Consider the following 26,449-nt stretch of genomic DNA (forward strand, 5'->3'; position numbering starts at 1 on the left):
CTGAGGCAGACAGAGGTTGCAAAGGGCTGGCGGCGCGCCCAGGGCACAGCGCCTGCCCCCGACCACTCACTGGAATAGTCCGGGGGAAAGCGCAGGATCTGTGAGGTCGTGGGTCGGTCTGTCGCTGCCGGTCGGAGAACCGCGCAGACTCAGAGTTTCTCGAAGGTCCGCGCGTCCTGCGCCGTCCAGCGCACCGTGATGTCAAAGCCATCGTCACCCTGGGCTTCGTTTTCGATCAGGCCCTTCTGGTGCAGCCAGGCGCGGCGTCTGCCCTGATCAAACGGAATGTGCAGATCCTGCGTGGTCTTGGTCTCTTCCAGCAGGCCGGTCACAGTGGCCAGAAATCCGGACAACCCCTCGCCCGTCAGGGCCGAGACAGCATGGATGTTCGGATCCCGTCCCGCGCGGTTCAGCGCGGCATCATGCGCCTCGCCCTGCAGCAGGTCGACCTTGTTCCACAACTCCAGAACCGGGATGTCGTCGCTGGCACCCAGCGATTTCAGGATGGTGCGCACGTCCTGCGCCTGTTCCTCGGTGTTGTCATGGGCGATGTCGCGGACATGCACAATCAGATCGGCGGCCAGCACCTCTTCCAGAGTTGCACGAAAGGCGGCGACCAGTTCGGTCGGCAGATCCGAGATGAAACCCACGGTGTCCGACAGGATCACGTCCAGACCACCGTCAAGTTTCACCGAGCGCATGGTCGGATCCAGCGTGGCAAAGAGCATGTCCTTGGCCATGACGTCGGCGCCGGTCAACCGGTTGAACAGGGTGGATTTGCCGGCGTTGGTATAGCCGACCAGCGCCACAATCGGATAAGGCACCTTGGCCCGCGCCGCACGGTGCAGGGTGCGGGTTTTGGAAACCTTGTCGATCTGACGGCGGATGCGCACCAGCTGATCGTCAATCGCACGCCGGTCGGCCTCGATCTGGGTTTCGCCGGGGCCGCCGACAAAGCCGAGCCCGCCACGCTGGCGTTCGAGGTGGGTCCAGGCGCGGACCAGTCGGGTGCGTTGATAGGACAGCGCGGCCATTTCCACCTGCAACACGCCTTCGCGGGTGGCAGCGCGGTCGGAAAAGATTTCAAGGATCAGACCGGTCCGGTCCAGAAGCTTGACGTTCCATTCCTTTTCCAGGTTGCGCTGCTGCACCGGCGTCACCGGTCCGTCGACCAGCACAAGCTCGACTTCGGCCTCGGCCATCACGCCCTTCAGTTCGGCAATCTTGCCCTTGCCGAACAGCTTGCCCGCATGTGGCGTGGGAAGCGGCACGACATTGGAGCCCACCACCTCGAGGTTGGGCAGAGCGGCGGCCAGGGCCACGGCCTCGGCCAGCGCAGTGGCTGCGATGCGGCGGCTACGGTCGGACTTGATGTCGGGATGCAGAACCCAGGCGCGGGTTACATGGTCCGCATGTTCTTTCAATTGTTGTCTTCGCCGTCGTACAGATTGATCGGCTGGGCCGGCATGATGGTCGAAATCGCGTGTTTGTAGACCAGCTGTGACTGGCCGTCACGGCGCAGAAGCACGCAGAAATTGTCGAACCATGTGATCACGCCCTGCAATTTGACGCCATTGATCAGGAACACGGTGACCGGAACCTTGGTCTTGCGGACATGATTAAGGAACGCATCCTGAAGGTTCTGTTTGTCGGAAGCCATTGAAAGTGCCTTTTTTTATTGTTCGTGTCCCGGTATGACACGCCCTCGTTGCGTCAAGTATGTAATGCCGCCCCCAGAACTTCCAGCGGAAATTCGTTGATTGTTCCCATGTGCGGCAGAGTTGTCGCGCCGCAGCACTATTCATTCCACAGTTCAGGCGTCAGGATCACGATCAGCGCCAGCATCTCGAGCCGCCCCAGCATCATCGCGAGAGCCAGGAACAATTTGGCCTGCGGCGCCAGCGTGACAAGGTTCAGCGGTGCTTCGTCCGCGATCACGATCAGCGGTCCGGCGTTGGACAGGGTGGCGATGGCGAGGATCATCGCGGATTCGAATTCGACACCAAGCGCGGTCAACCCCATCGTCGCGGCCGCCAGCACCAGCGCAAACAGCATGAAGAACACCCAGGCGATAAACGCGCCTTCGCGCCGGACCCGGGCCGAGAGCAGGCCCGAGCGGCCAATCGAATGCGGATGTATGAGCTTTTCCAGCTCGCGCACGCCGTTGAGATACAACAGGAACACCCGAAGCAGCTTGACCCCGCCCGCCGTGGTCGCGACGCCGCCCCCGATCAGCGCCAGCGCCATCAGGATCAGTCCCGGCGTGCTGAGGCCGGACCATCCCTGCGCCGTGGCCCAGTCGACGCTGACAAAGCCCGTGGTGGTCAGGAATGACAGCGTGGTGAAGATCGCCCCCCAGAGGGCACTGAGCGCGGCGATCAGATTCTCTTCGTCCCCGATCTCGAACGAGGCCAGAAAATGCCTCAGGAACAGGATCGTCGGAATAAGCGCCACCAGCGCCAGCCCCATGCGGAATTCCGGGTCGTAATACAGGCGATGGTGGTTGGCATGGCCGGTGTCACCCGAAAAGGTCAGTCGCGACAGGGCAAAGAACATGAAGCAGAACAGAATCAACTCACCCGCGAGGCCGCTGTTCGTGCCGATCATCCCGCCCACCGGCGATATCCCCGAAGTCGACATCACCGACATGGCATGGCTGATCGCCACCAGCGGCTTGTCCCCCGCCACCTGCAGCAGGATCCAGACCGCCAGCGTCAGTCCGGTGTAAACCGGCACCAGCGCCTGGGTGGTGCGGGACAACCGCCGCGCCGCTTCGGACACGTCGTCCCGCTTGGTGCCGATGGGCGTTGCCTGGCCCGGTTCGCCGCTGGCCGTCACCTCGAACCCACCAAGGGTCAGAGGCGCCAGAATGGCCGCAGCCGATATCCACATCAGCAAACCGCCCATCCAGCCGACAAGTGCCCGCCACAGGTGTTCGGGACCGGACAGGCGCGCCGCTTCGAACAGCGTGGCTCCGGTGGTGGTGAGGCAGGACACCATCTCGAAATAGGCGTTGAGAAAGCTGGTGTTGCGCACCGCCTCGAAAAACGGCACCGCCAGGATCAGCGGCAGTACAGAAAAGGCCGCGAGCAGTGACAACAACTGCCGAAACGCGCTGTGATGGTGCGGGCGGGTGCTGACGGCGATGGCGATCATGGTGCACAGCACCAAGCCGACGATGGCCGGATAGAAAAAACTGCGCGCGTCGTGGTACTCGCCGATCGCCAGCGCATAGGCGGCCGGCAGCACCATGGAGGCGCAGGCGATCCCGGTGAGTTGTAAAAAGAACGGCAGGGCGAGCATTCGGTACATGGCTCAGAAAAAGTCGATCGAGACCTGGAGCAGACGCTCGACCTCGGCGACATCCTTGGCCATCGCAAAAATCACGATCTGGTCGCCCTCGTCGATCTGCAGCGAGCCGGACAGCTTCACCACCTTGCCCTGCTTCAGCACCGCGCCCACCAGCACCCCCTCGGGAAAGTCGATGTCGCGCAGCTTCCGGCCCGCGATCGGCGAGGTGGACAGCACTTCGGCCTCGATCACCTCGGCCTCGGCGTCGCCGATGGAATAGACGGCCCGCACCCGACCGTGACGGATGTGGCGCAGGATCGAACTGACGGTGGTGGCGCGCGGGTTGATGTAGGCATCGACCCCGAGCGGTTCCAGCAACGGGATCAGGGTCGGGTCGTTGATCAGCACGATGGCCATGTGGCACCCGGCCGCCTTGGCACGCACGGCGGCCAGCATGTTGGTCTTGTCGTCATCGGTGACACAGAGGACGGCATCGGCCTTTTCGATGTTGGCTTCGGACAACAGCCCGGCATCCAGTCCGTCGCCGTGCAGCACGATGGTCTTTTCCAGTGCCTCGGCGGCCCGCTCGGCGATCACGCGGTTCTTTTCGATCACCTTTGCGCGTATGCGTTCCGCCCGGGATTCAAGCTCCCGGGCCACGGCAAGGCCGACATTGCCGCCGCCGATCAGCACGACGCGTTCCTGTTTGCGGTGCGATTTTCCGAAAATCTCCATCGTGCGGCGGATGTCGTCGGCATGCGAGATGACATAGGCCGCGTCGCCGACGAACAGCTGATCGCGCGCTTCGGGGGCGAACAGCGTGCCGTCACGCCGGATTCCCACAACCACCGAACGCAGGGTCGAAAACAGATCCGTCAGCTGGCGCAGCGGCGTGTTCACGATGGCGCAGTCCTCTTCGATGGTCAGGCCCAGCAACTTGGCCTTGCCGTCGAAAAAGCTCTCGGTGTCAAAGGCGCTGGGGATGGCCAGACGCTGCAGGGCCGCTTCGGCCACTTCGCGTTCGGGGCTGATCACCACGTCAATCGGCATGTGGTCGCGCCGGTAGAGGTCGGAATAGATCGCCGTCAGGTAGCTCTGCGCCCGCAGGCGGGCAATCTTGCGCGGAATGGAAAACACCGAGTGCGCGACCTGACAGGTCACCATGTTGACCTCGTCCGAATAGGTGGCGGCGATGATCATGTCGGCATCGCGCGCCCCGGCCCGGTCCAGAACGTCCGGATACGAGGCAAATCCAGAGATCCCCTGCACATCCAGGGTGTCCGTCGCCCGGCGCACCAGATCGGGGTTGTTGTCGACCACGGTGACATCGTTGCGTTCACCCGAAAGATGCCGCGCGATCTGCCAGCCGACCTGCCCCGCGCCGCAGATGATGACTTTCATGTCCAGTTCCCTGATCGGTTGCCAGACGTGCATCGCATGACGCGCGCAGAGGGTCAATTCGGCACGACACGCGACGTCGGTGCCGGTGCGATTCCACTGCGGTGCCGGAAAATCGCGCAATCGTCTGGCCGAATCCAGCCGATCACGGTCGGTGCCCGCAAATTGCCCCGGCCCGGCCCAAGCGATCCCACATTCCCGAGGTCAGGTGAATGCAACCGATGGAAGAGTACTGCCAATGTCAGACAAGTCCCTGTGGCCGATAATCCTTGGAGCGGCGTTGCGGAATCGCGTGGCTGCCAACGCAACGACCGCGCCGCACGAAACCTTGCCCCCCGGGCAGATGGCGGCGCTGGGCGAGGTGATACAATCGGTGCAGCCGACGGAACTCGAGACGGTGACGGACGGCCCCTTGCAGGACTGGCTGGCGCAGAACCGTGACCCGGGGCTGTGGCACGAGCTGGCGGATGGGCTGGATTGCAGCAGCGCGGAAAACCTTGATGTGCTGGCCTGGATGCTGGCCCAGTCCGACTGTGAAAATGCGGTGGCGGTGCGCATCTTCGTGACTGCGGCGCTACACGAATTGTGCGCGGTCAGCGAACCCTTGCCGGTCGCCCACGGCGGCCCGGTCCTGTCGCACCTGATTGCCCACCGTGAATCCACGGGGGGCTTCCCCTCTGAGCGGCTGAGCGATGCGCAGGGTCTGGACCGGGCCGACCTTCTGCGGCGGTGCAAAGCGGCCAACCATCGCCTGCAGGATGCCGGTCGCCGTCCCTTCCTTCAGGCGCCCGACCGGATGCTGGGCGCCCGCCCCTCCGGCCCCCTGCCGTACACCGACTACGTGATCGAAGCGGGCCGGATCCTGCGCCCGCGCCGGAAATCATGAGGGTGCACGGTCCTGCCGGCAGCGGCGGTGTCAGTCGGCGGTTTCTTCTTCGAACTGGGCAATGCGCGGCCCACCCTTGGCACTGGTCACCACTCCCAGTGACTTCAGCTTGCGGTGCAGGGCCGACCGCTCCATGCCAACAAAGCTTGCGGTCCGGGAGATGTTGCCGCCGAAGCGGTTGATCTGGGTCAGCAGGTATTCGCGCTCGAAGGCCTCGCGGGCTTCGCGCAGCGGCAGGGTCGCCAGTATGCCCGACAGCACGACGCGGCCTTCTTCGCCGCCGCCCGGACTGTTGTCCTGGGGTAGTTCGCGCGCCTCGATCAGACCGGTGCCATCGCCGAGAATCAGCACCCGTTCGACAAGGTTCTTGAGCTGGCGGACATTGCCCGGCCACACCATCGTCTGCAAGAGCGCCACCGCATCCTCGGACAATTCCCGTTGCGCAAGTCCCTGGGTCTTGTGGCACTGTTCGATGAAATAGCCTGCGAGCAACGGAATGTCTTCGCGCCGGTCCTCGAGACTCGGGACGGAAATCGGCACCACGTTCAGCCGGTGGTACAATTCCTGGCGAAAACGCCCGGCCTCGATTTCCATTCCGAGGTCGCGGTTCGTCGACGAGATCACCCGCAGGTCCACCCGCACCTTGTCGGCACCGCCAACCCGGGTGAACTGCTGATCCACCAGAACCCGCAGGATCTTGGACTGGGTGCCCAGCGGCATGTCGGCGACTTCGTCGAAATAGATCACACCGCCATGCGCCTGTTCCAGCAATCCCGGCTCGACGCCGCGATCGGCGCTTTCGCGACCAAACAGCGTCTCTTCCATCGATTCCGGCGCGACACCGGCACAGTTGACGGTGACAAACGGTGCGTTTGCCCGGGCGGAATGGGCATGGATGTAGCGCGCTGCCAGTTCCTTGCCCGCGCCGGCGGGCCCCGACAGCATCACCCGGCCGTTGGATTTGGTCACCTTGTCCAGCTGGCCCAGCAACACCCGGAACGACGCGCTGTCGCCCATCATTTCCGCAGTTGTCGTCTCTTTCCGCTTGAGCTTCTGGTTCTCGCGCCGCAGGCGGCTGGTTTCCATCGCACGCCGGATCACCACCAGCAACTGGTCAATATTAAAGGGCTTTTCGATAAAGTCATATGCCCCCTGCTTGATCGCCGCCACGGCGATTTCGATGTTGCCGTGCCCCGAGATGATCACCACCGGCACATCCGGGTTGTCGCGCTTGACAGACTTGAGGATGTCGATGCCGTCCATCTTGCTGTCCTTGAGCCAGATGTCGAGGATCAGCAGCGAGGGTGGTTCGGAATTGATTTCCGCCATTGCCTCGTTCGAGTTGCCGGCAAGGCGCGTGGTATAGCCTTCGTCTTCCAGAATATCCCCGATCAGTTCGCGGATGTCACGTTCGTCGTCGACGATCAGAATGTCACTCATTGTGCTCTCCTCACCTCTTCATGCCGTTTCTTGTTCAAGAATCTGCAGGGTCGGGCCTGCGTCGGTCAGGGGCAGACGGATCACCGCCATCGCCCCTGCGTGGGTCGCTCCGTCAAACAGCGGGGCGTCTTCCAGAGTCAGGCTGCCGCCATGCTCTTCGATGATCTTCTTGACGATCGGCAGGCCCAGTCCGGTGCCTGACGACCGCGTTGTCACATAGGGTTCGAACAGCCGGGCGCGGTCCTCCGGCAATCCGGTGCCATTGTCCATGATGCGGATCTCGGCCTTGCCGTCGATGCTGGCGGCGCTGACGCGGATCTCGGGCTTGAAGCTGTCCCCGGGTTCGGCGTCGCGCCGGGTTTCGATCGCTTCGCCGGCATTCTTGATCAGGTTGGTCAGCGCCTGACCGATCATCACCTCATCCACGCTGGTGCCAAGAGCACCGTTCCCGAGATCGGTGACAAAGTGCACCCCGGGCTGGCCGCTTTCCTGAAGCGACACCGCGTCGCGCACCACATCAATCAGGTTCTGGTGCTTGCGGTCCGGTTCCGGCATCCGCGCGAATTTCGAAAACTCATCGACGATGCGGCGCAGAATGTCGGTCTGGCGGACGATGACCTCGGTCATATGGGTCAGGCTGGCTGCCTGTTCCGCATCCAGCTGCTTGCCGAACTTGCGGGTGATGCGTTCCGCAGACAGCTTGATCGGCTGGAGCGGATTCTTGATCTCGTGCGCGATGCGGCGGGCGACATCCCCCCAGGCTGCCATACGCTGGGCGCTGACCAGATCGGTCACGTCATCAAAGGCCACCACATAGCCCTCGAGGCTGGCGTCATCGCGGCGGCGGGTGGCGACCCGCACCAGCAGGTTTTCAAGCCGCCCTTCCCGGCTGACCTTGATTTCTTCCTGCACCGTTTCCACTCCGGTGGCACGCAGCCGGTCGAACAACGCGGCGAACTCCGGCACGGCGACCGAAATCGGAACCGACCGGCGAATGTCCTGCGAGCCCAGAAGCTTTTCTGCCGAGCGGTTGACAAAGGTCACCTGCCCCTCGGCATCCAGCCCGACCACACCTGACGTCACCGACCCGAGCACCGAGTCAAACAGCCGCTGGCGCCGTTCGATCTGGCGGGTGTTGTCCAGAAGCGTCTGCCGCTGTCCCTTCAGTTGTCGGGTCATCTGATTGAAGTAGCGTCCGAGCATGGCGATTTCATCGTCACCCTCATCCTCGATCACCTGCACATCCAGATCCCCGGCCCCGACCCGTTGTGCCGCCCCGGTCAAACGCCCCACGGGCTGGCTCAGCCGTTCTGCGAACCACAGTCCCAGCCAGGTCGCGGCAAGGATCAGCAGAACCGCAAACCCCAGGTACAGCAGCGCAAAATCGAACAGCCGCCGCCCCCGTTCGCTTTCCTGCTGCTGATAGAATTTTGCCGTCTGCTGCGTATCGTCGAGCAGGTTCAGGATGCCGCCGTCCACTTCGCGACTGACATAAAGATAGCGGTCGACAAACGCATCCAGTGGCAGCAGGGCGCGAAATTCGTCGTTGTCCCAGTCTTCGATGACAACGATGCCGGTGACGTCGGTCTCGGCGATCCGGGCCGCGCCCGGGTTTTCAAAGTCGAACAGGTAGGACCGCTCGCCACGGGCGCGGATCTCGCCCGCCCCGTCGATCACATAGGCTTCTCTCAGGCCGCGCTGGATCTGCGCCTGGCCCTGGCTCAGGACCTGCCGCAATTCGCCGTCGTCCATGATAAAGGTCGCGCGGCGGTTGGCGTCGAGATAGTCCCGCAGCGCCTGCGCGTCCTGCACCAGACCCTCGCGGTGTTCGGCCTCATAAGCTTCGGCGGCGCTGAGCGACGCGCCGACCACATTGCGGACCCGTTCGGAAAACCAGGTCTCAAGCCCGATGTTGATGGTCAGCACCGCAAAGACCGCGACGGTGATCGTCGGCAGCAGCGCCATCAGCGCAAATACCCCGGTCAGCCGCAGGTGCAGGCGTGAACCGGCGGATTTGGCACGGCGCGCCGCAACCATCCGGGCAACCCGCTGCAACACCAGCGCCGCCAGCAACAGCACGTAGACAAGATCTGCCAGCAGCACGAGCCGCAGGTTCAGCTGTTGCCCGCGTCCCTGGTCAAACGGTCCCAGCACCAGAAAGGTCGCGACGGCCAGCAGGGGACCAAGAAGGACCAACCCGAGTGTGGCCGCATTCTGCAGTCTGCGCCGTCGCCGTAAACGAACCAGTCGCGACCAGTTCCAAGAACGTGCCCAGGTGGCCACAGCCCAACCTCACTCCGATGTGCTGCAATACGCAGCTGACCGCCATATGTTGTGGTCTCTTCACCGCGAGATGCGGCGCGGCCACAGTTATGTGGCCCTTTTACATCAATTTGCGGCGGCGTGTCACGCGGATATCGAGATCTGTAATTTTCTTACGCAGGGTATTGCGGTTGATTCCCAGCAGGTCGGCGCATTTCGCTTGGTTGCCGCCGGTGGCGTCCAGCGCAATCTCGATCAGCGGCGCCTCGATCTCGCGCAGGATGCGGGTGTACAGGCCCGGCGGCGGCAGCATGTTGCCATGCAGGTCAAAATAGCGCCGCAGGTGGCGCGCCACCGAGGTGCCCAGTTTTTCGCCATCTCCCCCGCGCAGCACCGGGCCGGTTTCGGGCTGGTTGCCCAGCACCGCCTCGACTTCGGGGCGGGTGATCTCTTCGGCGCGGCTGGTCAGGCTCAGACGGCGCACGGCGTTTTCCAGCTGACGGACGTTGCCGGGCCAGCTGTAGGCGCGGAACAGCTCGTTTGCCTCCTTGCTGAGCCAGCGCTTGGGGCTGCCCTCACGCTCGGACCGTGTCAGGAAGTGTTCGGTCAGCAGCACGATATCTTCGACCCGTTCGCGCAGCGACGGCACAAAGATCGTCGCCCCGCTCATACGGTAGAACAGATCCTGACGGACCTGCCCCTCTTCCATCGCCTGCGACAGGTCGGTCTGGCTGGTGGCCATGAAACGCGGCACGTGTTCGCCCGGGACGTCCATCATGCGCACGATGCGGGCCTGCACCTCGTCGTCGAAATCGGTGATCTCCTCGATCAACAGGGTGCCGCCCTTGACCCGTGCCAGCACCCGCGCGGGGCCTTCGAAATCCGACAGATCCGAGCTGGTCACCGTGACGAACGGCAGATTGCGCCGGTCGGAAAAGTCATGCACCGCCCGGGCGATCAGCGACTTTCCGGTACCGGATTCACCGCAGATCAGCACCGGCAGGTCAGTGTTCATCACCCGCGCCACCAGCCTGTACAGCGACTGCATCGCCGGTGTCTTGCCCACCAGCGGCAGCTCGTCCGGGCCGTCGGCATGTTCCACCCGCTCGTCGCGCCGCGGTGACAGATTGCGGTTTTCCAGCGCCCGCGCGGTGCGTTTCATCAGATCCGGCAGATCAAACGGCTTGGGCAGATAGTCATAGGCCTCGGCCTCTGCGGCCTGGATTGCGGTCATGATGGTGTTTTGCGCCGAAATGACGATCACCGGCAGTCCGGGGCGGTCCTGCGCGATCTTGGGCAGCATCTCGAGCCCGTTGCCGTCCGGCATGACCACGTCGGAAATCACCACGTCGCCCTTGCCTTCGGCCACCCAGCGCATCAGCGTGGTGAGTGACGACGTGGCATGGACCTTGCAGCCCGCACGGGTCAGCGCCTGCGTCAGTACCGTGCGGATCGTGCGGTCGTCATCTGCGACCAGAACGGTGCCATCCATCAGTCTATCTCCTGTTTTTCTCGCGGCGCCATCGGCAGCGAAATGCGGAATACGGTGCGGCCGGGAACGGATTCCACGGAAATCCAGCCGTCGTGGTCCGACACGATCTTGCTGACCAGCGCCAGTCCGAGACCGGTGCCGTTTTCCTTGCCCGACACGAAGGGTTCAAAAATCTCACTCTTGATATGGTCCGGCAGTCCCGGGCCATTGTCGATGATCTCGATCTGCAGCGGCAGCGACTGGCCAGAGCCGTCGGCCCGGCGCAGGCGAAAGCTGTGCTCGTAGAACGAATGCAGCCGAATGGTGCCGCCCCTGGTTGCCGCCGCTTCCGATGCATTCTTGAGCAGGTTCAGCACCACCTGCAGCAATTGGTCGGGATCGCCGTGGGCCATCGGCAGCGAAGGGTCGTAATCCTCGACGATCTTCATATGCGCCCCAAAGCCCAGCAGGGCCGAGCGGCGGGCCCGGTCCAGCACATCGTGGACATTGACCGCCCGGCGCTCGGGCGGGCTGAGGTTGCCGAACTGTTCAACCTGTTCCAGCAACTTCACGATGCGGCGCGTTTCCTGAACGATCAGGTCGGTCAGCTCGAGGTCGTCCTTGGAGAGCGACATTGACAGCAGCTGGGCCGCTCCGGTGATGCCGGCCAGCGGATTCTTGATCTCGTGCGCCAGCATTTCGGCCATGCCGATCGCGGATTTCGCCGCTGACTTGACCGAATGGCTTTGGGTCATGCGCCCCGCCAGTTCGCGCGGGCTGATCAGCAGGATGGTCCAGCCCGGCCGACCCTGCACCGGGGCCATCTGCAGGTTGCACACCAGCGGCGCGCGGCGCCCGGTGCCGACATCGACATCGTTCACGAACAGCGGCGTGCCGTTGGCCCGGGCCCGGGCCAGGCTTTCCTCCAGCGGCGCATCGACGGCTAGCCTGTCCCAGATCGGCTGCCCCATCAGCCATTTGGACGAATTGTTCATGAATCCTTCGGCAGCCGAATTCATGTCGGCAATCCGCTCGTCCGCGTCGAGCAGAATTGCCGGCACCGGCAGCGACGACCACAGCATCAGATCGGTCTCGGCGTTCATGCGGCGGCTCTCCGGCGGATGTCCACAGCCCCGCCAAGAAGCGCCAAGACCGCGGCGGGCGACGTCTCGGTCAGGATGCGGCGGCGCAGATCGGTCGGGGTCGCAGCCTGATCCATGTACCAGCCCAGATGCTTGCGGGCGACGCGGACCCCGAGGTCCGGGCCATAAAAGGCCAGCATCGCCTCGTAATGACTGCGGATCATGTCGGACAGCGCGGCACCCTCGGGCCCTTCCGGGACATCGGTACCGGACAGAGCGGCGCCGATCTGTGCCAGAACCCAGGGCGTGCCCCGCGCCCCGCGCCCGATCATCACCCCGTCGGCACCGGACGCCCGCAGAGCGGCCCGGGCCGTGTCCGCATCCGTGATGTCGCCGTTGGCGATCACCGGAATGGCCACGGCGTTCTTGACGGCCCGGATCGCCGCCCAGTCGGCGCGCCCCTTGTAGAACTGGCAACGGGTGCGGCCGTGCACGACCACCATCTGCACCCCCGCAGATTCGGCGCGGCGGGCAAGCTCCGGCGCGTTCAGGCAGTCCGAATCCCAGCCCAGCCGCATCTTCAGCGTCACCGGCACATCGACGGCACCGACCACGGCGTCGATCAGGCGCAGCGCATGATCGGGATCGCGCATCAGCGCCGAGCCGGAATAGCCGCCCACCACCTTTTTTGCCGGGCAGCCCATGTTGATGTCGATCACCCGCGCACCGTTTGCCGCCACCATCCGCGCCGCTTCGGCCATCCAGTAGGCATCGCGTCCGGCGAGCTGCACCGAGGTCTGCTGCGCATCCAGTCCCAGTTCGGCACGCTCGCGGGTGCCGCGCCGGTTCTGCACCATTTCCTGGCTGGCGATCATCTCGCTCACCACAAGACCTGCGCCAAAGCCCGACACCAGCGCGCGGAACGGCAGGTCGGTGATTCCGGCCAACGGCGCCAGTAGGACCGGCATGCTGAGTTGTGTCTGGGCAAGCGTGATGCTCAAGCGCCTATTCCTTGTGCAATTGATCAGCAGCTAGCAAGGGCCGACCTATCATACAATGACCACAAGGGATTTCGTATCCGCAGAATTCCCCTTTGCTCAATTATTAAGCGATTAATCGCAAGAGATTGCACAGGCTTCGCGCAGGGCCTAAACCGGGCAGCAGCAAGAGGACCCAGGATGACCATTGCCGCTTTGATCGTCGCCGCAGGCCGTGGCACCCGGGCCGGCGGTCCGGTTCCCAAGCAGTGGCAACAGCTTGGCAGCCGACCGGTGGCGCGTTGGACGCTGGAAAAATTCGCTGATTTCCATCCGGTGATCATGGTCGTTGCCCAGGACGATATGGCGGTTGCGGCGCAGGTCAGCGACGGGCTTGCGGTCACGCTGGTGGCCGGTGGCGCGGATCGTGCCGCTTCGGTCCGGGCGGGGCTCGAAGCGCTGGCGGCGGCTCCTCCCGACCTGGTGTTGATCCATGACGTGGCGCGACCCTGTGTCGACCGGGCGGTGATCGCCGCGGTGATCGCCGCCCTGGACCAGGCCCCCGCGGCCGCCCCTGCCCTGCCGGTGACCGACGCGTTGTGGACCGGAACCGCGGGACGGGTCAGCGGCACACGTGACCGGGACGGGCTGTTCCGGGCGCAGACGCCGCAGGGATTTCATTTCGCCGCCATCCTTGACGCGCACCGCCGCCATGCCGGCGGGGCTGCGGATGACGTCGCGGTGGCGCGCGCCGCGGGGCTGGACGTGATCATCACTCCGGGCGACGAACGCAACCTCAAGATCACCGGACCCGGCGACTTCGCCCGGGCCGCAGCACTTCTGGAGACTGGAATGGATATTCGCCTTGGCAACGGGTTTGACGTGCACAGATTCCGCGACGGAGACCACGTGATGCTTTGTGGCGTCCGGCTGGCCCATACACAGGGACTGGACGGGCATTCGGACGCCGATGTCGGCATGCACGCACTCACCGACGCCCTGTATGGCGCCCTGGCCGAGGGGGACATCGGACGGCACTTCCCGCCGTCGGACCCGCAATGGAAGGGCGCGCAAAGCCATATCTTTCTGCGTCACGCGGGCGGGCTGGCGCGCGAAAAGGGCTATGCCATCAGCAATGTCGACGTGACGCTGGTGTGCGAGTTTCCCAAGATCGGACCGCATGCGGATGCGATGCGGGCGGCACTGGCCGAAATTCTGGAACTGTCGCCGGATCAGGTCTCGGTCAAGGCGACGACCTCGGAGCGGTTGGGCTTTACCGGCCGCGGCGAAGGAATCGCGGCGCTGGCCACAGCCGCCCTGGTGCGGACATGAGCCGCCTTGTCGCCACGGTTCTCGGGGTCGGCTACCTGCGACCGGCGCCGGGCACCTGGGGATCGCTGGCCGCCTTGCCGCTGTTCTGGGTGCTGCATGTGCTGGGCGGGTTCTGGCTGGCGCTGGCCGCCTGTGTTGCGGTCTTTGCTCTGGGCTGGTGGGCGACAAGCCGCGAAACTGTCGGCAGCGCCGATCACGACCCGTCCGAAATTGTCATCGACGAAGTTGTGGGTCAGTGGATCGCCCTGCTGCCGATCTCGTACGGCGCCGAGATGATGGGGGTCGATGTGACGCGGCTGTGGCCCGGATGGGTCGCGGGATTTGTCCTGTTCCGGCTGTTCGACATCTGGAAACCCTGGCTGGTGGGCATGGCGGACAGGCGCGGCGATGCCCTGGGGGTGATGCTGGACGACCTAGTCGCCGGCCTGTTTGCCGCCCTGGTGGCCATGGTGCTGGCCGGTCTGGCGCATGGGGTTCTGGTGTGAGCCACGCACTGGCCGAAGAGATTTTTGCCCGGGCCAGCGCGCAGGGCGTCACCATCACCTGCGCCGAAAGCTGCACCGGCGGGCTGGTAGCCGCCGCGATCACCGATGTCGCCGGATCCTCGGCGATTTTCGAGCGGGGCTTCGTGACCTACTCCAACCGCGCCAAACAGGAGATGCTGGGCGTGACCACTGCAACCCTGGATGCCTTCGGCGCGGTGTCCGAAGAGGTCTGCGCCGAGATGGCCACCGGGGCCAGGGCGGCGGCTCAGGCCGATCTGGCGATTTCCATCAGCGGCATCGCCGGGCCGGGCGGGTCCGAATTCAAGCCCGAGGGCCGCGTGTGCTTTGGCCTCGCCCGGTCGCACGGGGTGCACACCGAAACCATCGAGTTTACGGCGCTTGGCCGGGCGCAGGTGCGCGCGGCGGCGACGCGCCACGCGCTGACACTGATCCTTGGCGCCCTGAAGGAACTCTGACCGCACTGCCTGAGGCTTGCGCCGGACACCCGGCTGTTGCGCCCCGAGGTTTCAGATCAGCGCCGCACCGATCAGCCCCGGCGCCGCGCCGTCACCGATCAGCGCGCTCAGGCAGGCGACTCGGTCCTCGCCCAGCAGGCTTTCGGCTTTGGCCAGCACCTTGGCGCGCCGCTGCTCCAGCGGCAAGGCGTGCGCCAGATCGTGCTCTGCCCGGCAGTCCGAACCATCATCCAGAACCAGCGTCACCCGGCTTGCCGTTTCGGGAATGGTATCATCCCCCGTGACCTCGACCCGCTGCCGCAACGCCGCGACGCCGGTATCTGCACAGAGTGCATCGGTGTAGCTGTCCAGCCGCGCCGTGTCATGGCCCAGCAGGTGCATGGCCATCACCTGCGCATAGGAGAACTTGGACTGAAGCCCGGTGGTCGGGGACGTGATATTGCACACGCTCAGCCAGCGGGGATGGGTGCTGACCCGGATCCGCGCCACCGCGTCGGGCCGCACCGCGCCCAGGGATTTCAGCGCCTCGAGCGCGGCATGCAGGCCGTGGCAGCAGGCATGGAACTTGTGGCTGACCCGGTCAAAGTGCCAGTCGGTCCCCAGACCGTCCAGCGCTGCGTGATCGGCCGCACCGTGATGCGTCACGCCAAAGCCCTGCGCCACCTCGAGCGCATCCCGGCGCGGCTGCAACCCGTAGTGGACCAGCAGCGCCGCCTCGACGCCGTTGGCCGCCGCGATGCCAGCGTTGAAGGGTTTGGCCATGCTGCCGAACTGAGATTTCAGGCCCGAGGCCCGGGTTGCCAGCAGCCCCAGGACATCCGCCATCTGCGCCGGGTCAAGCCGCAACAGCCGCCCCGCCGCTAGCCCGGCGCCGAACGCCCCGGCCGTGGCCGTCTGGTGAAATCCCGCCTGATAGTGACCGCGCCCAAGCCAGAGACCGACCCGCACCGAAGCTTCGCAGCCGATCAGCGCAGCCGCCTGAAATTCCGGCCCCGACGCGCCGATACGTTCCGCCATTGCCAGCGCCGCAGGCACCACCGCCACCGACGGATGGCCGATATGGGCAAAATGGGTGTCGTCGTAATCCAGCGCATGGCTCACCGTGCCGTTCACCAGCGCCGCCATCCGGGCCGGTACCCGTTGCGCCATGCCCAGCGCATGCGCCTGCGCGGCACCGCCCTCGTCCCGGGCGAGCGCGCGCACCGATGCCGCAACCGGTTCATCGCGCCCGGCACAGCCCACCACGATCCAGTCCAGCAACGACAGGCGCATCACCGCCATGACCTCTTGCGGGATGTCCTGTGCATCTTGCTGCACGGCAAACGCGGCCAACGCCTGCGTGATGCCCTGTTGCTGTGACCGGTCCTTCATTGCGCCCCCTGTTTTCAGCGGCACAATAGCAGCGTGCCTTCAGCCGTAAAGCTCTGCCGCGCGACGCTCGAACGCGCGCACGACGCGTTGCATCGCATCGTTGAAAACCAGCCCGATGATGCCCTGCAACACCGCATTCTTGAACTCGAAGTCGACAAAGAATGACACCTCGCAACCGCCCTCGACATCGCGGAAGGCCCAGTTCGACTTGAGAAAACGGAACGGCCCGTCCAGATATTCGGTGTCGATCTTCCGCTCCCCAGGATGCAACGTCACCCGGCTGCCAAAACGTTCGCGGAACACCTTGAAGCTGATCACAAGGTCCGCCAGCATCACCAGCGCCTCCCCGTCGGGAGCGACGGAGCGCACGCGCGCCGCCGAACACCATGGCAGAAACTTGGGGTAATCATCCACATCCGCCACCAGATCATACATCTGCTGAGCGCTGTAGGGCAGCGTCCTGGTTTCGGAATGGGTTGGCATACGGCCTCGTATCTGGTTGCGTTCCGTAGGTGTCCCCGGCCCGTTTGCGCCGTGACATTGGCCGTGCATGTCGTATGCTGCGCCCGGAAAATCAAGGGAAACCAGCAAGAGAGCTCTATGACACAACGTCCCTATGTGATCGACGAACTGATTTCGGCCAAAGCCATCGCCGCCCGGATCGAAGTCCTCTGCCAGAAAATTCACGCGGAATTCGAGCAGACGGACAAGCTGGTGGTGGTCGGGCTGCTGCGCGGTTCCTTTGTGTTCATCGCCGATCTTGTGCGTGAACTGGACCTGCCGGTGGAGGTCGATTTTCTCGAAGTCTCGTCTTACGGCGATGCGATGCAGTCCAGCCGCGAGGTGCGCATACTCAAGGACCTGCGCGGCCAGATCGAGGGGCGCGATGTGCTGGTGGTCGAGGACATCGTCGACACCGGCTACACCCTCAGCCATGTCACCAACCTGCTGAAGTCGCGCAACCCGGCGCGGCTGCGCACCATCGCGCTGCTGGACAAGCCGTCCCGGCGCGAAGTCGATTTCCGCGCCGACTGGACCGGGTTCGAAATCCCGGATGAATTTGTCGTCGGCTATGGCATCGACTATGCCCAGCGCAATCGCAACCTGCCCTATATCGGCAAGGTGCGGTTCCCCGAAAACGACGCGGCATGAACTGGATCCATCTGCTGCACATGGCCCGCTGGGTGCGCAACCCGCCCTCGGCGGCCCGGGTGAAACTCGTGCTCGCGGTGATTGCCCTGTGTCTGGGGCTCTATGCCGTCGAACGCTGGATCGGGTGGCCCGAAGGTCTGAGTGTTGACGGTGTCAGGGCTCCGACACAGGTGATGCGCTGAGGGGGCAATGATGCGGCCTGGTGCCGCGAAAGATTTTCCGGGGAAGTTCCGCACACCTGGCACGGATGTTGATGTCCCGCCATGGCCCGGACCACACGGCGTTGCCCACAGCCGTTGACGCAATTGTCACAAAAACTTTAGTTGCACCACCTGGGCGATCCAAAGTTACCTTTGGTCATCCATAGGGAGTTCACAATGAAAAATACATTTATTCTGCTTACCGGCCTGGCCTTTCTGGGCAGCACCGCTGCCGTGGCCCAGAGCGATTTCTCCGGTCATCTCAAGGCGCGACAGGGGCAGTTCCGTATTCTGGCCATCAACCTCGGCATTCTCGGCGCTATGGCCAAGGGGGAAACACCCTATGATGCCGAAGCCGCGCAGCACGCCGCCGACACGCTGAAGGCAGTATCAATGATTCACGAGCCCCCGCTCTGGCCGGAAGGGTCCGACAACATGAGCATCGAAGGCACTCGTGCCCTGCCCTCGATCTGGGATGAACGCGAGGATTTCCTGGCGAAATGGGCTGGCCTGGGCGAAGCCGTAAGCGGCATGCAAGAGGTTGCTGGCACCGGCCAGGAGGCGGTTGGCCCGGCGCTTGGCAAGGTCGGTGGCGCCTGCAAGGCCTGCCACGACAAGCACCGCGCGCCCGACACCTGACTTCGGCATGCGCAGAACCCTGTCCCTTGTGATGCTGGCGGCTGTGGTCGCCGCCAGTGCCGGTCTGATCGTGACCCGGGCCATCCCGATGCCCGCAGAGACGGTGGCGGACCTGCGAGGCGATGCCGGACGCGGTGAACTGGTCTTTACCGCGGCGGGTTGTGCGTCCTGCCACCACGCGCCCGACGCCAAGGGCGCGGCAAAGCTGGTCCTGTCGGGGGGACAGAAATTCCCGTCGGAATTCGGCACCTTCCTGTCACCCAACATCTCTCCGGACCCCGTCGCCGGACTCGGCGACTGGACCCTTTCGGATTTTGCAAGCGCGGTGACTCGCGGCGTCTCGCCCGATGGCCAGCACTATTACCCGGCCTTTCCCTATACCGCCTATGCGCATATGGAGCCGCAGGATGTGGCCGATCTCTGGGCCTATATCCAGACGCTGCCAGCCTCGTCCGAACCCAGCAAGCCGCACGACGTCGGCTTTCCCTTCAACATCCGCCGGAGCCTCGGGGTGTGGAAGCTGCTGTTCGCATCGGATCAGTGGGTGATGCAGGATCCGCCGAACGCCGCGGCGATGCGGGGCCGCTACCTGGTCGAGGCTCTCGGCCATTGCGGCGAATGCCACACGCCGCGCAACGCGCTGGGGGGGCTGAAACGCAATGCCTGGCTGAGCGGCGCCCCCAATCCCAGCGGATCGGGGAAGATCCCGGCGCTGACACCCGATGAGCTTGACTGGTCGGAAACCGACATCGCCTATTACCTCGAAACCGGGTTCACCCCGGACTTTGACAGCGTCGGCGGGCACATGGTCGCTGTGGTCGAAAATTTCGCGCGCCTTCCCGCCGCGGACCGCGCGGCTGTCGCCGCCTATCTCAAGGCGCTGCCCAAACCGGCGGCGAACTGAATCACCGATAACGGCCCGCCCTTGTGTGCAAAAGCCGACCGCCTGCCAGGCAGCGACGCGACGCACCCGTGGCAAGGCAGCGGGCAGCCACGGGTCCGGATGAGCTCGGACGCGTTGCGGCAAGCCTGTGACAGTCGCATGCAGCAGGTGCAGTCGCAGTGGTGCAATCGCGGCTGGTTATCCTCTGCCGCGATAGGGCGGCACACCCTGATCCGGGATCCAGACGTCTTTTGGCATGGCGCCCGTCTGCCAGAAGACATCTATCGGAATGCCGCCGCGTGGATACCAGTAGCCTCCGATCCGCAACCAGCGCGGCGACAGGAACTCCACCAGCCGCCGCGCGATCGAAACGGTGCAGTCCTCGTGAAAGGCGCCGTGATTGCGAAACGCCCCGAGAAACAGCTTGAGGGATTTCGACTCGACCAGCCAGTCACCCGGCACGTAGTCGATCACCAGATGCGCAAAGTCGGGTTGACCGGTCATGGGGCAAAGCGAGGTGAATTCGGGTGCGGTGAAGCGCACGCAATAGGACACGTCGGCCTGCGGGTTCGACACCCGTTCCAGGACCGCCTTTTCTGGCGATGCCGGCAGATCCGTCTTGCCGCCGAGCTGTGTCAAGTCGCTGTAAATGGTTTCCATATAGTGCTCCTGTGGCGGGTCAGACGCCGCGTTTGTTACCCCAAAGCAGAACGTGAAGTTGTGGCAGCACCCGAGGCGCGAACCAGCCATCGGCCATGACCTTGTCGACCAGCCACAACAGCCGGTCTGACAGGGCTTGCGGCGCGACTGCGACCGCCGGGTCGACCTCCGGGTTGCCCGGCTGCAGATAGAGCGGCAGCGATGGATACCTGTCGGCCACGTCACGGGCCCAGGCATAATCCACGTCATCGAAGATCACGATCTTCAGCACGACCTGTCCGGCCCCCGAGGCCGCGCCGACGCAGGCCGAAAATGTGGTCCAGTTGACTTTTTCGCCGCTGGACGGCGGCTTGGGGCTGAGCACCAGCGTGTCCAGCGCCGCGAACCATGGTCTTGCGACAGAGCCCTGGGTTTCACAGGCAAAGCGGTACCCTGCCGTCTGCCCCAGCGCGATCAACGCGGTGAAATCCTGAATGGCCGGATTGCCCCCGGACAAAGAGATCGTCAGAGGCTTGCCGCCCGACAGGCGCGTGATCTCGCTCCACACCGCGTCGGTCGACATCGCCGCCCAGGTGTGGCGCAGTGCGGGATCCACCGCATGCATGCTGTCACACCATGCACAGCGGTAATCACACCCGCCGGTGCGCACGAAAACAGTGGGCTCTCCGATCAGAGCCCCCTCTCCCTGAATGGTCGGGCCAAAGATCTCGGCAATGCGCAAACTTGTCACGGCCGGTATTCCGCCCAGGTCTTGGGGGTCTCGCTGACCTTTGCCGCCACTGTCTCGGGCCAGCGCGCCGCGCACCAGTCGTAGAAATGCCGCGCCATGTTTTCGCCGGTTGGCGGATTTTCCATCACATCGTTCAGATGCCGGTGATCAAAATTTTCGTCAATATAGGTCTTCAACGGCTTCAACGCGCTATAATCGCGCACGAAACCATCAGCGTTCAGCTCGGCCGACGCCAGCTCGATCACGACGATATAGTTGTGACCATGCAGGCGGGCACATTGATGACCCTCCGGCAGGTGCGACAGTTGATGCGAGGCGGAGAAGTGAAACTCCTTTGTGATCCGATACATCAGGCGGGGTGCTTTCGTGCGATGGCCTCGGTCCAGAAGTCCGGGTCTTCATAGATCGTGGGGTCGGTCACCCCGGCCAGATGAAAGGCCTCGCGGCGTTCAACACAGGTGCCGCAGCGGCCGCAATGCAGTGCGCCGCCCTTGTAGCATGACCATGTCTCGGCGAAGGGCGTGTTGTGGCGCTGGCCAGCGGTCACGATGTCGGCCTTGGTGCGATGCACGAACGGCGTGTACAGGCGGACATCGGCATAACCGTCCAAAGCCAGCGCCTGCATGGTCGCAAAGGCTTCGGTGAAGGCGGGGCGGCAATCGGGATAAATGAAATGGTCCCCGCCGTGCACCGCGGTGGCAACAGCCTGATCGCCGCGCGCGGCGGCGACGCCGAAAGCCACGGTCAGCATTATCGCATTGCGGTTCGGCACAACGGTAATCCGCATGCTGTCCTCGGCGTAGTGGCCGTCAGGCACCGCGATATCGTCGGTCAAGGCAGAGCCGGTCAGAACGGCACCTATGGCGCGCAGGTCAATGATATCGTGCGGCACGTCCAGTCGGCGCGCGCACAGCGCGGCATAGTCCACTTCCTTGCGATGACGCTGGCCATAGTCGAACGACACGAGGCGCGTCAGTTCGCGTTCGTCTGCGACCATATGCGCAAGCGATACAGAGTCCAATCCGCCGGAGCAGATGACAATCGTCTTCATTTTACACCCTTGTTTTGTTACCCGGGTAGGCTGCGACCGGAAATCGCTCTTTAAACCGTGTTGCAATCGGTGCCAAGTGGCATGTCCTGGCGTTGCGCCCCGACGCTGGGTCACCGCAAGCCGGTCCTGGCGTTGCGCCCCGACGCTGGGTCACCGCAAGCCGGAATCCACCCGGGACCGCGTCGATCCGGGCCGCGGGCAGAGTGATCTGCGGATATCAGCACCGGGTCACCGAACGGCTGTATTTCGGACGTTCGCCAGACCACCTCAGAAGAGCCGGACAAGCACCTGATTTTGCCGACCTTGCGGATTCGCAGGGTCCTGGAACTGCCGTGCACTTCGCAATTCTGGCCTAAGTCGCTGAAATAATGGTGGGTGATAAGGGATTTGAACCCCTGACATCTTCGATGTGAACGAAGCGCTCTACCACTGAGCTAATCACCCGCTGGGGCCTATTAACGCCCTGCGGCGGACTGTGCAAGGGGGTCGCGGCACCTATACTCAGCCGTGAGCCGCAATTGTTTTGGCACCTGTATCCGGGACTGGCAGCACGGGTTTGACAACGCGTTCCGAAATTCCGGAGGCACTGGTCGCCGACAGGGAACTGTCACGCCGTTGCCGGAACGCATACGCCGCCCGGAGGTGTTCCGGGCGGCGTATTCTGGCAGGATCCGTTCGGCTCAGTGCGCTACGGGGGCCGCGCCGGGCGCGTCGCCCTTGGACAGCGCCTGGGATGCCGCCTCTTCGGCCTCTTCATCCCAGTCAATCGGCTCGGGCGCGCGGATCAGGGCTTTGGCCAGCACTTCCGCGACATGTTCGACCGGGATGATCTCCAGCCCGTTCTTCACGTTGTCGGGCAGTTCGGCCAGATCCTTTTCGTTTTCCTTCGGGATCAGAACGGTCTTGACCCCGCCCCGCAGCGCGGCGAGCAGTTTTTCCTTCAGGCCGCCGATGGGCATGGCGTTGCCTCGCAAGGACACTTCGCCGGTCATGGCGATGTCCTTGCGCACCGGGATACCCGTCAGCGCCGAGACGATCGACGTCACCATCGCCAGACCCGCCGAGGGACCATCCTTGGGAGTGGCCCCGTCCGGAACGTGGACATGGATGTCCCACCGCTCGAACCGCGGCGGCTTGATCCCGATCTGAGGCGAGATCGAGCGGACATAAGACGAGGCCGCGTCGATGCTCTCCTTCATTACGTCGCCCAGCTTGCCGGTGGTCTTCATCCGGCCCTTGCCCGGCAGGCGCAGCGCCTCGATCTGCAGCAGGTCGCCACCGACCGACGTATAGGCAAGCCCTGTCACGACGCCGACCTGGTGCTCGTCCTCGGTCAGACCATAGCGGTGTTTGCGCACGCCAAGGAAGTCACCGAGGTTTTCGGACGTGACCACAACGGTCTTTTCATCGCCGCGCACAATTTGCGTCACCGCCTTGCGCGACAGCTTGGCCAGTTCCCGTTCCAGATTCCGCACGCCGGCCTCGCGGGTATAGTACCGCACGATGTCCGTCAGCGCGCCGTCGGTCACCTCGAACTCGCCCTTTTTCAGGCCGTGGTTCTTGATCTGCTTGGCGATCAGGTGGCGCTTGGCGATCTCGGTCTTCTCGTCCTCGGTGTAGCCCGACAGCGGAATGATCTCCATCCGGTCCAGCAACGGGCCCGGCATGTTGTACGAGTTCGCCGTGGTCAGGAACATCACGTTCGACAGGTCATACTCGACCTCGAGGTAGTGATCCGAGAATGTCGCGTTCTGTTCCGGATCCAGCACCTCGAGCATGGCCGAGGCAGGGTCGCCGCGGAAGTCCTGACCCATCTTGTCGATTTCATCCAGCAGGATGAGCGGATTGGTGGTCTTTGCCTTCTTCAGCGCCTGGATGATCTTGCCGGGCATCGAACCGATATAGGTCCGGCGATGGCCGCGGATCTCGGATTCGTCGCGCACGCCGCCCAGCGAGATGCGGATGAATTCGCGCCCCGTGGCCTTGGCAACCGATTTGCCCAGACTGGTCTTGCCGACACCCGGAGGGCCGACGAGGCACATGATCGGGCCTTTCAGTTTCTTGCTGCGCTGCTGCACCGCCAGATATTCGACAATCCGCTCCTTCACTTTCTCAAGCGAATAGTGGTCGTCATCCAGCACCTTCTGCGCCAGAACGAGGTCTTTCTTGACGCGTGACTTGACGCCCCACGGAATGCTCAGCATCCAGTCGAGATAGTTGCGCACCACCGTCGCCTCGGCGGACATCGGCGACATGTTCTTCAGCTTCTTGATCTCGGCATCCGCCTTTTCGCGGGCCTCTTTGCTCAGCTTGGTTTCCGAGACGCGCTTTTCCAGTTCGGCGACCTCGTTCTGGCCGTCCTCACCATCGCCCAGCTCTTTCTGAATCGCCTTCATCTGCTCATTCAGATAATATTCGCGCTGGGTGCGCTCCATCTGGGATTTCACCCGGGTCTTGATCTTTTTCTCGACCTGCAGGACAGACATTTCGCCCTGCATCAGGCCATAGACCTTCTCGAGCCGGTCGGAGATCGCCAGCGTTTCCAGAAGCTCCTGTTTCTGACCCACTTCGATGCCCAGATGGCCGGATACCAGATCAGCCAGCTTGGCGGGTTCGGTGGTTTCCGAAACGGTGCTCAGCGCCTCTTCGGGGATGTTCTTCTTGATCTTCGCATAGCGCTCGAATTCATCGCCCACCGTGCGCACCAGTGCCTCGATCGCGGTGGCGTCACCCGGCATCTCGGTCAGGTACTCGGCCCTGGCCTCGAAGAATTCCTCATTGTCGAGATATTCGGTGATGCGGACGCGCGCCTGACCTTCGACAAGCACCTTGACGGTGCCGTCGGGCAATTTCAGCAATTGCAGCACATTGGCCAGCACGCCGGCCTTGTAGATGCCCTCGGACGTGGGGTCGTCCACGGCGGGGTCGATCTGCGACGACAACAGGATCTGCTTGTCGTCCGACATCACCTCTTCGAGGGCGCGCACCGACTTTTCGCGCCCCACGAACAGCGGCACAATCATGTGCGGGAACACCACGATGTCGCGCAGGGGCAGCACCGGATAAGACGTGTTGAGAGGCTTTTTCATGCTCAATCCTTATTCTTGGCAAGATGGCACCGGCCCCGCTGTGCGGCAGCCCCGGCCAACTCCGGTCATGGACAGTGAAGATGGGGCACAATGGTGCCGGTTTCAAGCTGTTCCCACACTGTCTTGCGGCAGCATGACCCGCAGCGACGCCAAGCGCAAGCGGGTTGGGCAGCGGTAAAACTGCCGGGGAGTTTCGGATCATTGCCGGGCAGGCTGTGCACCTGCCCGGATGGTCCCGGGGACTATTACCTGTCAATCGCGATGCCGCGGACTCTGGTTCCGGCCTGGGGCCGCAACCAGGGGCCGCGTCACCCGTTGAGACGGTCTGCCCGGCGCAAAGCCCGTGTCAGCCTGCCTTTTTCAGCTCCGCTTCGCTCAGGAACGGATAATCGGTATAGCCCTTGGCACCGCCGCCATAGAAGGTCGATTTGTCCGCAGCGTTGAGCTCTGCATCAAGCTCGAGGCGTTGGGCAAGATCGGGATTCGCGATATAGGGCACCCCGAAGGCGACCAGATCGGCAGGGCCGTCAGCAACATTTTTGAGCGCAAGTTCCCGGTCATAGCCGTTGTTGCCCATCCAGGTGCCGCCGAACTTAGCCTTCAGCGCGGCCAGATCGGTCTCGTTCGGCCAGCTGCGCGGACCGCCGGTCTCGCCTTCGATCATGTGGAGATAGGCAAGGTCATACCGTGCCAGCCTGCCGACAACGTAGTCGGCCAGTGCCGCCGGATCGCTGTCTGTCGCGCCATTGGCACCCGAGAACGGGCTCAGGCGGATACCGACGCGGCCCGGTTCCCAGACAGTGAGGATCGCGTCCAGCACTTCGAAGGTCAGCCGGGTGCGATTCTCCAGCGAGCCGCCATAGGTGTCTTCGCGCTTGTTGGGGCCATCCTTCATGAACTGATCCAGCAGGTAGCCATTGGCCGCGTGCAGCTCGATGCCATCAAAACCGGCCTTCTTGGCGTTTGCCGCCGCATGGCGGTATTCGTCCAGAAGGCGGGGAATCTCGGCGACTTCCAGGGCGCGCGGCTCGGAGGTGTCAATCATCTGGGTGCCGTCGAAGGTGGGCGCCCCCGAGGCGATGGGCGACGGGGCCACGGGCTTCTTGCCGTCCTCCTGCAACGATGTGTGCGACACCCGGCCGACATGCCAGAGCTGCATGACGATCTTGCCGCCCGCAGCGTGCACCGAGTCGGTGACGCGTTTCCAGGCATCAACCTGCGCTTCGGAATAAATGCCCGGCGTCCAGGCATAGCCCTTGCCTTCGGGTGTGATCTGCGTCGCCTCGGTGATGATCAGGCCGGCGCCCGCCCGTTGGGTGTAATAGGTGACGTGCAGGTCATGCGGTGTGTCATCTTCGGGGCGCGCCCGGTTGCGCGTCAGCGGCGCCATCACAATGCGGTTCTTCAGCTCGATCTTGCCCGCGGTATGCGGCGTGAACAACGTGTGTTTGGTCATTGGTCGGTCCTTTTATGGTGCGCCTGCCAGCAACAGGTGTCCGGATGCAACGCGCCGCATCCCGGATCGGATCCATCCGGCCGCGACCGAACGCGCGCAAACATGGTGCGGATTGCTG

Annotated in this window: 25 protein-coding genes and 1 tRNA gene; 8 read left to right on the plus strand and 18 right to left on the minus strand. The window is 63.8% G+C overall.

Translation table 11 applies throughout. From position 1 onward, the window contains the following. Positions 1-149: 149 nt before the first annotated feature. From hflX to trkA, 4 genes are all read right to left on the minus strand, one after another. On the minus strand, positions 150-1,424 hold the full coding sequence (gene hflX / locus FOY53_RS03675; protein ID WP_146585846.1) for a GTPase HflX: 1,275 nt from the start codon (positions 1,422-1,424) through the stop codon (positions 150-152). After that, positions 1,421-1,660, minus strand: a complete 240-nt coding sequence (hfq, locus tag FOY53_RS03680) for an RNA chaperone Hfq (protein WP_089272563.1) — start codon at positions 1,658-1,660, stop codon at positions 1,421-1,423. Before hfq ends, hflX begins: the two co-directional genes overlap by 4 nt. Positions 1,661-1,797: 137 nt before the next feature. Then, positions 1,798-3,312 carry a TrkH family potassium uptake protein gene (locus FOY53_RS03685; protein ID WP_146585848.1) on the minus strand — a complete coding sequence of 505 codons (1,515 nt, stop codon included), beginning with the start codon at positions 3,310-3,312 and terminating at the stop codon, positions 1,798-1,800. 3 nt (positions 3,313-3,315) lie between these two features. Continuing rightward, positions 3,316-4,692: a Trk system potassium transporter TrkA gene (gene trkA / locus FOY53_RS03690; protein ID WP_146585850.1), complete on the minus strand. Its 1,377-nt coding sequence runs from the start codon at positions 4,690-4,692 to the stop codon at positions 3,316-3,318. A 289-nt stretch (positions 4,693-4,981) separates the two neighbouring features. Between trkA and FOY53_RS03695 the strand changes: the two genes are divergently transcribed. Next, positions 4,982-5,575, plus strand: coding sequence for a hypothetical protein (locus tag FOY53_RS03695; RefSeq protein WP_146585852.1), 594 nt, complete (start codon positions 4,982-4,984; stop codon positions 5,573-5,575). 30 nt (positions 5,576-5,605) lie between these two features. Here the strand turns inward: FOY53_RS03695 and ntrX are convergent, their stop codons facing one another. The 5 genes from ntrX to dusB all read right to left on the minus strand — a co-directional run bounded on the left by ntrX (position 5,606) and on the right by dusB (position 12,831). Continuing rightward, complete coding sequence (ntrX, locus tag FOY53_RS03700; RefSeq protein ID WP_146585854.1) at positions 5,606-7,015, minus strand: nitrogen assimilation response regulator NtrX; 1,410 nt, start codon at positions 7,013-7,015, stop codon at positions 5,606-5,608. Between the two features lie 18 nt (positions 7,016-7,033). After that, entirely contained in the window at positions 7,034-9,298 is a 2,265-nt protein-coding gene (locus tag FOY53_RS03705; protein ID WP_146585856.1) for a sensor histidine kinase NtrY-like, read from the minus strand. Between the two features lie 100 nt (positions 9,299-9,398). After that, a complete protein-coding gene (locus tag FOY53_RS03710) occupies positions 9,399-10,769 on the minus strand; it encodes a response regulator (protein ID WP_146585858.1) in 1,371 nt (456 codons plus the stop codon). Beyond that, a complete protein-coding gene (locus FOY53_RS03715) occupies positions 10,769-11,851 on the minus strand; it encodes a two-component system sensor histidine kinase NtrB (protein ID WP_146585860.1) in 1,083 nt (360 codons plus the stop codon). Before FOY53_RS03715 ends, FOY53_RS03710 begins: the two co-directional genes overlap by 1 nt. Then, positions 11,848-12,831 (minus strand): tRNA dihydrouridine synthase DusB, encoded by a 984-nt coding sequence (gene dusB / locus FOY53_RS03720; RefSeq protein WP_246107271.1) that lies wholly within the window; start codon positions 12,829-12,831, stop codon positions 11,848-11,850. The genes FOY53_RS03715 and dusB overlap by 4 nt, the downstream gene beginning before the upstream one ends. A 177-nt stretch (positions 12,832-13,008) precedes the next feature. On the opposite strand from dusB, the gene FOY53_RS03725 reads away from it, so the two are divergent. Genes FOY53_RS03725 through FOY53_RS03735 form a run of 3 tightly spaced genes read left to right on the plus strand, consistent with a single transcriptional unit; the run spans position 13,009 to position 15,100 of the window. Next, positions 13,009-14,139, plus strand: coding sequence for a bifunctional 2-C-methyl-D-erythritol 4-phosphate cytidylyltransferase/2-C-methyl-D-erythritol 2,4-cyclodiphosphate synthase (locus FOY53_RS03725; RefSeq protein WP_146585862.1), 1,131 nt, complete (start codon positions 13,009-13,011; stop codon positions 14,137-14,139). After that, the gene (locus FOY53_RS03730) at positions 14,136-14,624 is read left to right on the plus strand and encodes a phosphatidylglycerophosphatase A family protein (protein WP_146585864.1); all 489 of its coding nucleotides are present in this window, start codon (positions 14,136-14,138) and stop codon (positions 14,622-14,624) included. The genes FOY53_RS03725 and FOY53_RS03730 overlap by 4 nt, the downstream gene beginning before the upstream one ends. Beyond that, the gene (locus tag FOY53_RS03735; protein WP_246107272.1) at positions 14,621-15,100 is read left to right on the plus strand and encodes a CinA family protein; all 480 of its coding nucleotides are present in this window, start codon (positions 14,621-14,623) and stop codon (positions 15,098-15,100) included. Before FOY53_RS03730 ends, FOY53_RS03735 begins: the two co-directional genes overlap by 4 nt. 51 nt (positions 15,101-15,151) lie before the next feature. On the opposite strand, the gene FOY53_RS03740 is transcribed toward FOY53_RS03735, so the two are convergent. Both FOY53_RS03740 and FOY53_RS03745 read right to left on the minus strand, forming a co-directional pair. After that, positions 15,152-16,471, minus strand: coding sequence for an MmgE/PrpD family protein (locus FOY53_RS03740; protein ID WP_146585866.1), 1,320 nt, complete (start codon positions 16,469-16,471; stop codon positions 15,152-15,154). Positions 16,472-16,510: 39 nt separating this feature from the next. Beyond that, complete coding sequence (locus FOY53_RS03745; RefSeq protein WP_146585868.1) at positions 16,511-16,954, minus strand: type II toxin-antitoxin system RatA family toxin; 444 nt, start codon at positions 16,952-16,954, stop codon at positions 16,511-16,513. 117 nt (positions 16,955-17,071) lie between these two features. On the opposite strand from FOY53_RS03745, the gene hpt reads away from it, so the two are divergent. The 4 genes from hpt (at position 17,072) to FOY53_RS03765 (ending at position 19,366) form a co-directional block, all read left to right on the plus strand. After that, positions 17,072-17,623 (plus strand): hypoxanthine phosphoribosyltransferase, encoded by a 552-nt coding sequence (gene hpt / locus FOY53_RS03750; protein WP_146585870.1) that lies wholly within the window; start codon positions 17,072-17,074, stop codon positions 17,621-17,623. Next, the gene (locus tag FOY53_RS03755; protein WP_146585872.1) at positions 17,620-17,805 is read left to right on the plus strand and encodes a hypothetical protein; all 186 of its coding nucleotides are present in this window, start codon (positions 17,620-17,622) and stop codon (positions 17,803-17,805) included. The genes hpt and FOY53_RS03755 overlap by 4 nt, the downstream gene beginning before the upstream one ends. Positions 17,806-18,000: 195 nt before the next feature. Next, a complete protein-coding gene (locus FOY53_RS03760) occupies positions 18,001-18,462 on the plus strand; it encodes a c-type cytochrome (protein WP_146585874.1) in 462 nt (153 codons plus the stop codon). A gap of 7 nt (positions 18,463-18,469) precedes the next feature. Continuing rightward, positions 18,470-19,366, plus strand: a complete 897-nt coding sequence (locus FOY53_RS03765; protein WP_146585875.1) for a cytochrome c — start codon at positions 18,470-18,472, stop codon at positions 19,364-19,366. Positions 19,367-19,543: 177 nt separating this feature from the next. On the opposite strand, the gene queF is transcribed toward FOY53_RS03765, so the two are convergent. The 7 genes from queF to FOY53_RS03800 form a co-directional block, all read right to left on the minus strand. After that, positions 19,544-20,005 (minus strand): preQ(1) synthase, encoded by a 462-nt coding sequence (gene queF, locus FOY53_RS03770; protein ID WP_146585877.1) that lies wholly within the window; start codon positions 20,003-20,005, stop codon positions 19,544-19,546. Positions 20,006-20,024: 19 nt separating this feature from the next. Next, the gene (gene queE, locus FOY53_RS03775; RefSeq protein WP_146585879.1) at positions 20,025-20,735 is read right to left on the minus strand and encodes a 7-carboxy-7-deazaguanine synthase QueE; all 711 of its coding nucleotides are present in this window, start codon (positions 20,733-20,735) and stop codon (positions 20,025-20,027) included. Next, positions 20,732-21,085 (minus strand): 6-carboxytetrahydropterin synthase QueD, encoded by a 354-nt coding sequence (gene queD / locus FOY53_RS03780; protein WP_146585881.1) that lies wholly within the window; start codon positions 21,083-21,085, stop codon positions 20,732-20,734. Before queD ends, queE begins: the two co-directional genes overlap by 4 nt. After that, positions 21,085-21,786 carry a 7-cyano-7-deazaguanine synthase QueC gene (gene queC, locus FOY53_RS03785; protein WP_146585884.1) on the minus strand — a complete coding sequence of 234 codons (702 nt, stop codon included), beginning with the start codon at positions 21,784-21,786 and terminating at the stop codon, positions 21,085-21,087. Before queC ends, queD begins: the two co-directional genes overlap by 1 nt. 369 nt (positions 21,787-22,155) lie before the next feature. Then, a tRNA-Val gene (locus tag FOY53_RS03790) sits at positions 22,156-22,230 on the minus strand. A 236-nt stretch (positions 22,231-22,466) separates the two neighbouring features. Then, positions 22,467-24,875 carry an endopeptidase La gene (lon, locus tag FOY53_RS03795; protein ID WP_146585886.1) on the minus strand — a complete coding sequence of 803 codons (2,409 nt, stop codon included), beginning with the start codon at positions 24,873-24,875 and terminating at the stop codon, positions 22,467-22,469. Positions 24,876-25,221: 346 nt separating this feature from the next. Then, on the minus strand, positions 25,222-26,331 hold the full coding sequence (locus tag FOY53_RS03800) for an alkene reductase (protein ID WP_146585888.1): 1,110 nt from the start codon (positions 26,329-26,331) through the stop codon (positions 25,222-25,224). Between the last annotated feature and the right edge of the window lie 118 nt (positions 26,332-26,449).

Origin of the sequence: Puniceibacterium confluentis (assembly GCF_007923445.1) — a bacterium.
Classification (GTDB): Bacteria; Pseudomonadota; Alphaproteobacteria; order Rhodobacterales; family Rhodobacteraceae; genus Puniceibacterium; species Puniceibacterium confluentis.

Coding starts and splice junctions, on each gene's coding strand:
- FOY53_RS03685 (WP_146585848.1), bottom strand. CDS start 3,312: ATGTACCGAATGCTCGCCCTGCCGTTCTTTTTACAACTCACCGGGATC.
- hfq (WP_089272563.1), bottom strand. CDS start 1,660: ATGGCTTCCGACAAACAGAACCTTCAGGATGCGTTCCTTAATCATGTC.
- FOY53_RS03745 (WP_146585868.1), bottom strand. CDS start 16,954: ATGCCAACCCATTCCGAAACCAGGACGCTGCCCTACAGCGCTCAGCAG.
- queF (WP_146585877.1), bottom strand. CDS start 20,005: ATGGAAACCATTTACAGCGACTTGACACAGCTCGGCGGCAAGACGGAT.
- hpt (WP_146585870.1), top strand. CDS start 17,072: ATGACACAACGTCCCTATGTGATCGACGAACTGATTTCGGCCAAAGCC.
- FOY53_RS03725 (WP_146585862.1), top strand. CDS start 13,009: ATGACCATTGCCGCTTTGATCGTCGCCGCAGGCCGTGGCACCCGGGCC.
- queD (WP_146585881.1), bottom strand. CDS start 21,085: ATGTATCGGATCACAAAGGAGTTTCACTTCTCCGCCTCGCATCAACTG.
- trkA (WP_146585850.1), bottom strand. CDS start 4,692: ATGAAAGTCATCATCTGCGGCGCGGGGCAGGTCGGCTGGCAGATCGCG.
- FOY53_RS03715 (WP_146585860.1), bottom strand. CDS start 11,851: ATGAACGCCGAGACCGATCTGATGCTGTGGTCGTCGCTGCCGGTGCCG.
- lon (WP_146585886.1), bottom strand. CDS start 24,875: ATGAAAAAGCCTCTCAACACGTCTTATCCGGTGCTGCCCCTGCGCGAC.
- ntrX (WP_146585854.1), bottom strand. CDS start 7,015: ATGAGTGACATTCTGATCGTCGACGACGAACGTGACATCCGCGAACTG.
- FOY53_RS03765 (WP_146585875.1), top strand. CDS start 18,470: ATGCGCAGAACCCTGTCCCTTGTGATGCTGGCGGCTGTGGTCGCCGCC.
- queC (WP_146585884.1), bottom strand. CDS start 21,786: ATGAAGACGATTGTCATCTGCTCCGGCGGATTGGACTCTGTATCGCTT.
- FOY53_RS03800 (WP_146585888.1), bottom strand. CDS start 26,331: ATGACCAAACACACGTTGTTCACGCCGCATACCGCGGGCAAGATCGAG.
- FOY53_RS03755 (WP_146585872.1), top strand. CDS start 17,620: ATGAACTGGATCCATCTGCTGCACATGGCCCGCTGGGTGCGCAACCCG.
- FOY53_RS03740 (WP_146585866.1), bottom strand. CDS start 16,471: ATGAAGGACCGGTCACAGCAACAGGGCATCACGCAGGCGTTGGCCGCG.
- FOY53_RS03730 (WP_146585864.1), top strand. CDS start 14,136: ATGAGCCGCCTTGTCGCCACGGTTCTCGGGGTCGGCTACCTGCGACCG.
- FOY53_RS03760 (WP_146585874.1), top strand. CDS start 18,001: ATGAAAAATACATTTATTCTGCTTACCGGCCTGGCCTTTCTGGGCAGC.
- FOY53_RS03710 (WP_146585858.1), bottom strand. CDS start 10,769: ATGGATGGCACCGTTCTGGTCGCAGATGACGACCGCACGATCCGCACG.